We start from the raw sequence: 4,844 nt of genomic DNA on the forward strand, positions 1-4,844 counted from the left end.
GAAAGCAAAATGTCTTTGACGGCAGCGCTGGCGGTCTTAACTTCAGTCTTGGTCATGGTGGCGTTCCTTCCAGGGAATCGGTGACGTTGAACCTCACCAGCCTGCCATGACCGCCCTCTCTCAGCGAATTTGCAGAACTCTCAGCACACTACCGCTCCTGTATTCACATCGCGGTCGCACCGGGACCAATTTGCGAAGGACCGGCATTGGCCTGCTCGCACAGGTCCTTGCGCATCGGAAGAGCTGGCTGACGTGAATACCCGCCGATCACGTGACCTCTGGCGCCGTCACGCCGGGCTCAAAGGACGCTGCAACCAGACTCTCCTTCCCCTCGCGCGCCTACCGCCAGCGTCTTCTCAACTTCTCCCCTGAGTCGTTTTCCCTCCATGAAATCAACGACGGCGACGCCCTCCGCTCAACCCGCTCCACTACTATGGCGACTTTCAGACAGGCTTGTTGGATATGCGGCATGTAGCCTTAAAGCTATCGTGTTGTTCAGAAACGATTTTCGTTTGGCACGGCACATGCACGGACATCCGCAAACGCATCACGGACTGAGGAGAAAGCCTTGCCGTCCGCACAACTCAACTCAAACTACACCGTCGTCAAGCTGCCCGTCAGCCAGCTCCGACCATCCGAGAAAATCAACATTGAACGTGCTCGGACGCTAGCAAAGATGATCGCCGAAAAGGGGCGGTGGACCCGGCCGATCTTTGTCGAATATCGCCATTCCGTGATCATGGATGGTCATCATCGCCTTTTCTGTGCCAGGGAGCTCGGTCTCTTGTCTGCTCCATGCGTCTTGCTTTCCTATGATGATCCAAACTTGCACGTGACCTACTGGTCCAAGCCCGGTCCCGTTGACGTGGAAAGTATCATCCAGGCCGGCCTATCCGGCGACCTGATGGGCTTCAAGACGACAAACCACAAGTCACGGATTGCTCTGCCGTGCTGCTCAATCGATCTTGACGACCTGAGGTGAGGAACGATCAATGATCTTTTCTGACGAACCGGAGCCGCTACTCGACGATTGGACGCTCGAATTACTCAATAGCCGATCCGAACTGGCCGCTTGGGTCGATGGTTTCGGGTCGCCGCTGCATGTGGTGTATCCAGACCAAGCCACCAAAAACTACCTCCAATGGCTGAACGAGTTGCGGACCGTCTATGGCGATTGTCAGGTCCAGTTCGCGTTGAAGGCCTGTAAGTCTGCTTCGCTCCTGCGCGCATTCGCACTGGTTGGCGCTGGCGCCGACGTCTCTTCTGCCCACGAGATGGCTTCGGCCTTCATGAACCTAGTTCCAGCGGAACGCATGTCGATGACGGGGCCGGCGAAGTCCGATTACGAAATCAATCTTTGCATCCGCCATAAGGTGGCCATCCATATCGACTGTATCGAAGAACTGAAACGCGTTCTCGCGCTGGCGGATGGCGTGGGTATTGGACGTCTGTTCCTTCGGGCTCGTCCAATAACTGAGCCCGGCTCGCGCTTTGGAATGACCGAGGATCAGCTGGTGGCGTGTCTGACGCTGCTTGAAAAGACCAAGGTGGAGCGGGTTGGCGTGTCATTTCATATCAACGACTACCAGGTTCAGACGCGGGCAGAACAATTGCGCTTCTGCATCGCCTTCCTACGGCGTCTCTGTGCTAGAAGCCTGACGCCCGGCGGAATCGACATCGGTGGTGGCTATCCCATGCGCTACCTTCAGAGGTTCGACCCGGTTGCATACGGTCGTGGCGACCATTGGGGCAACCTAGCAAAACCCGGCAACTATCCTTACGTTCCGGAGCTTTCTGGAGCCCAGCACGCGGCTGCAGTGATCCAGGCCGCTCTAGCCGACCCGCGAGATCGAGACTTCCTCCACCGTCACCGGCTACCGATCCATCTGCAGCCTGGTCGCTCGCTTCTAGACCAGTGCGGGATCAGCGCCTTCGACGTGATCGATGTCAAGGACCTTGGAGACCGTCGATTCGGGGTAGTGCTTGATGGTATGTCGTTTTCGCTCTCCGAAACCTGGTTTGGCGCTGATTTCGTGCCGTCTCCGGTGGTCGTGTGGCGAGAAAAACGCGAGGTGCCGCGACACGATGCAAGCTATTTTCTGGTCGGGCGCAGCTGTCTTGAAGCCGATGTCATCCGCTGGCGCGGCCTGACAATCGAGGGAGGCATCGCCCGGGGTGATCTTGTCGTCTTCGCCAATACCGCCGGTTACCAAATGGATTCGAATGAGAGTTCATTCCACCAAATTCCGTTACCCGAAAAGATAGCTGCGGTCCGGCGTCCGCGCGGGTGGAAGATCTTTGCCGACGAAACCCCTAGCAAAGAGGGGATTGCCCCCAATGATCGTCAATAGCATTCTTGAAACTATTGGACGCACGCCCATGCTGCACATTCCTTTGCGGTGCGGTGAGGTCGGCCTGTATATCAAGTTAGAAATGTTCAATCCTACTGGCTCGATGAAGGATCGCATGGCCTTGAGCATGGTCGACAGCCTGCCTATCACGCTAGATGAAGCCGCTGTCAGAATTGTCGAATCCTCCTCAGGGAATACGGCTAGCGCGTTGGCCATGATCTCCGCTGTCCGCAGACTCGAATTTACCACTCTCATGGACTCCCATGCAAGTTTAGATAAAATCCTTACTGTTCGTGCATTCGGCAGCAACGTCCGAGTCGTTGGTAGCGGCGATGGTGCCCTGGCCACCGACCAGCGTGACGAGGAGGCCCGCCGAATTGCCATCGAAGATGGCTCTAACTGGACAGAGCAGCACAACAACCCCGCCAACGCCGCTGGTTACATGGGACTGGCAGCTGAATTGCTAGATGATCTCGGACCCACAATTACGCATTTCGTGTCGGCCATCGGTACGGGGGGGTCACTTTGCGGGACCGCGCGTGAACTGCGGCTGCATATACCCGAAGTCCAAGTGATTGGCGTGGAGCCTGTCGGAAGTATCATCTTTGGCGGTCAGGGCGGGTGCTACCATCAATCGGGCACCGGTACACCCGAAGGGGCCAATGTGGGCATGGTGATCGATTACGACGCGATAGATTGGGGTCGGAAAGTAAGCGACGACAATGCCTTTTCGATTTGCCGCTATCTGGCGCGGTGGCACGGACTGCTCGTCGGGGGCTCGACTGGCGGGGCGATCTACGAGGCCCTCAGCGTGGCCCGTGAAGCGCCGGTTGGATCGCGCATCGTGACCCTAGCCTGCGACAGCGGCACAAAGTACCTGGACACAATCTTCAATCAGGACTGGCTGTCGAGTCACGATATTCACTTAATTGACGTTGAGGCGGAATTTACGGAGCTTTTCGCGAGTGCACCGGCTGTGCCGCAGCCGCCGCCCGCTGAGGACAATGGTACGCGTACCAAGAGTCTGAGGTCAGGGCACGGCTGAACAAGCTGATGCTGATGTCCTCGAAAACCGCCACATAGCACGCACCGTCAGGGTATTAACCAATGGCAAAAAGAGCACTCATTCTGATTGAAGGCGATTCAACGGGTAATGGTCTGTTGTTTGTCCAGGCGGCCCAGCGTCTTGGCCTTCATCCAATTACCCTGTCGGCTGGTCCAACTCAGTACGAGTATCTCGCGGCAGAAAGGAATGAGGCAATCCGTCTCGACACAGACAATCTGGACGCGCTGATCCGCGAATGTTGCCGGCTGCTTGCGAGCTATGACATTGCTGGCATTACGAGCCCCTGGGAACCATTCTACGCGACAGCTGGCAAGCTTTGCCGGCATTTCAATCTGCCGGGACCGAACCCCGCATCCATTGAACGATGCTGCGACAAATTCACTCAACGTGAGCTCCTCGCGGGGGCAGGCGTTTCGGTACCTGCTTATCGCGTGGCAGCGGATGCGACGGACGTTGAACGCGCTGCTGCGGAGATCGGCCTGCCGGTGGTTCTCAAGCCAACCGTAGGCAGAGGCAGCAGCGGTGTCCGATTGTGCCGCACCGTCGATGAGCTAGCCGAACACACGGCCTATCTGTTGAGCGGGAAGCACATATGGCGGTCTCTGCCGAGGATACTGGTCGAAGAATTTGCACAGGGCCCTCAATATACCGCCCATACAATGGGAAATGAGGTCATCGGGATTGCCGCCGCTGACTTCGACCCCCTACCGCATTTCGTCTATCGTGGATTCACCTTTCCAGCCACGCTAACTGATGACGAGCATGAGCGCATCGTCGATGTTTCGCTGAGCTGTTTGCGAGCTCTCGGCCTTGGTTGGGGGCCAACGAACATTGAACTCCGGTGGACGACGCGTGGCCCGGTCGTCATTGAAGTCAATCCGCGTCTTGCTGGCACGCCCGATCCTCAATTGGTTCATCTGGCCTATGGTGTTGATCTCATCACCGAGCATATCAAGCTTGTCATCGGCGACGAATGCGATTTGCGCAGAAGGCATTCGCACACTGCGGCTGCCTGGTCCCTGGTTCCTGATCGCGATGGCACCCTTGAGTGGATCGACGGCGGCAGGCAAGCAGCTGCTGTACCAGGTGTCGCCGAAGTCAAACTGTATGTTGAACCCAAGATGCCGATCGTCAGGAAAGGCGATGACCGAGACTGGATCGGACATGTCATCGCCGCTTCACCCAGCGTTACTCAGATCGAGGCGATACTTCAGCGTGCCGTCGACTTGATCGATTGGTCGATCACACCATTTCCGACCCGTGACGAATAGAAAAATGCCAGCGGGCACACCTCCTCATTTCGATTGATGGGTTGGCGAGGAGCTTCCGGCAGGCCTCGTAAGCCTTTTGAAGGTTCTCGAAAAAAGTGAGCAGTCGGCCTTTGATGCAATCAAGGCGGCTGAATGAACTTCTATGAACTCGCCCAG

General features: G+C 56.9%; 4 protein-coding genes. All 4 read left to right on the forward strand.

Annotated features, from left to right (window positions below):
- The first annotated feature begins 568 nt into the window (after positions 1-568).
- The 4 genes from X771_RS135800 (at position 569) to X771_RS1000000167785 (ending at position 4,688) form a co-directional block, all read left to right on the forward strand.
- Positions 569-982 carry a ParB N-terminal domain-containing protein gene (locus tag X771_RS135800; protein WP_050587517.1) on the forward strand — a complete coding sequence of 138 codons (414 nt, stop codon included), beginning with the start codon at positions 569-571 and terminating at the stop codon, positions 980-982.
- 10 nt (positions 983-992) lie between these two features.
- Positions 993-2,351, forward strand: a complete 1,359-nt coding sequence (locus tag X771_RS135795) for a hypothetical protein (protein WP_023690699.1) — start codon at positions 993-995, stop codon at positions 2,349-2,351.
- Positions 2,338-3,396 carry a cysteine synthase family protein gene (locus X771_RS135790; protein ID WP_084566863.1) on the forward strand — a complete coding sequence of 353 codons (1,059 nt, stop codon included), beginning with the start codon at positions 2,338-2,340 and terminating at the stop codon, positions 3,394-3,396. The genes X771_RS135795 and X771_RS135790 overlap by 14 nt, the downstream gene beginning before the upstream one ends.
- Before the next feature lie 62 nt (positions 3,397-3,458).
- Positions 3,459-4,688, forward strand: a complete 1,230-nt coding sequence (locus X771_RS1000000167785) for an acetyl-CoA carboxylase biotin carboxylase subunit family protein (protein ID WP_084566864.1) — start codon at positions 3,459-3,461, stop codon at positions 4,686-4,688.
- Positions 4,689-4,844 lie beyond the last annotated feature (156 nt).

Source organism: Mesorhizobium sp. LSJC269B00 (genome assembly GCF_000502815.1).
Classification (GTDB): Bacteria; Pseudomonadota; Alphaproteobacteria; order Rhizobiales; family Rhizobiaceae; genus Mesorhizobium.

Excerpts from the sequence above, each read along its gene's own strand:
- X771_RS135795 (WP_023690699.1), top strand. The coding sequence starts at position 993 with ATGATCTTTTCTGACGAACCGGAGCCGCTACTCGACGATTGGACGCTC.
- X771_RS135790 (WP_084566863.1), top strand. The coding sequence starts at position 2,338 with ATGATCGTCAATAGCATTCTTGAAACTATTGGACGCACGCCCATGCTG.
- X771_RS1000000167785 (WP_084566864.1), top strand. The coding sequence starts at position 3,459 with ATGGCAAAAAGAGCACTCATTCTGATTGAAGGCGATTCAACGGGTAAT.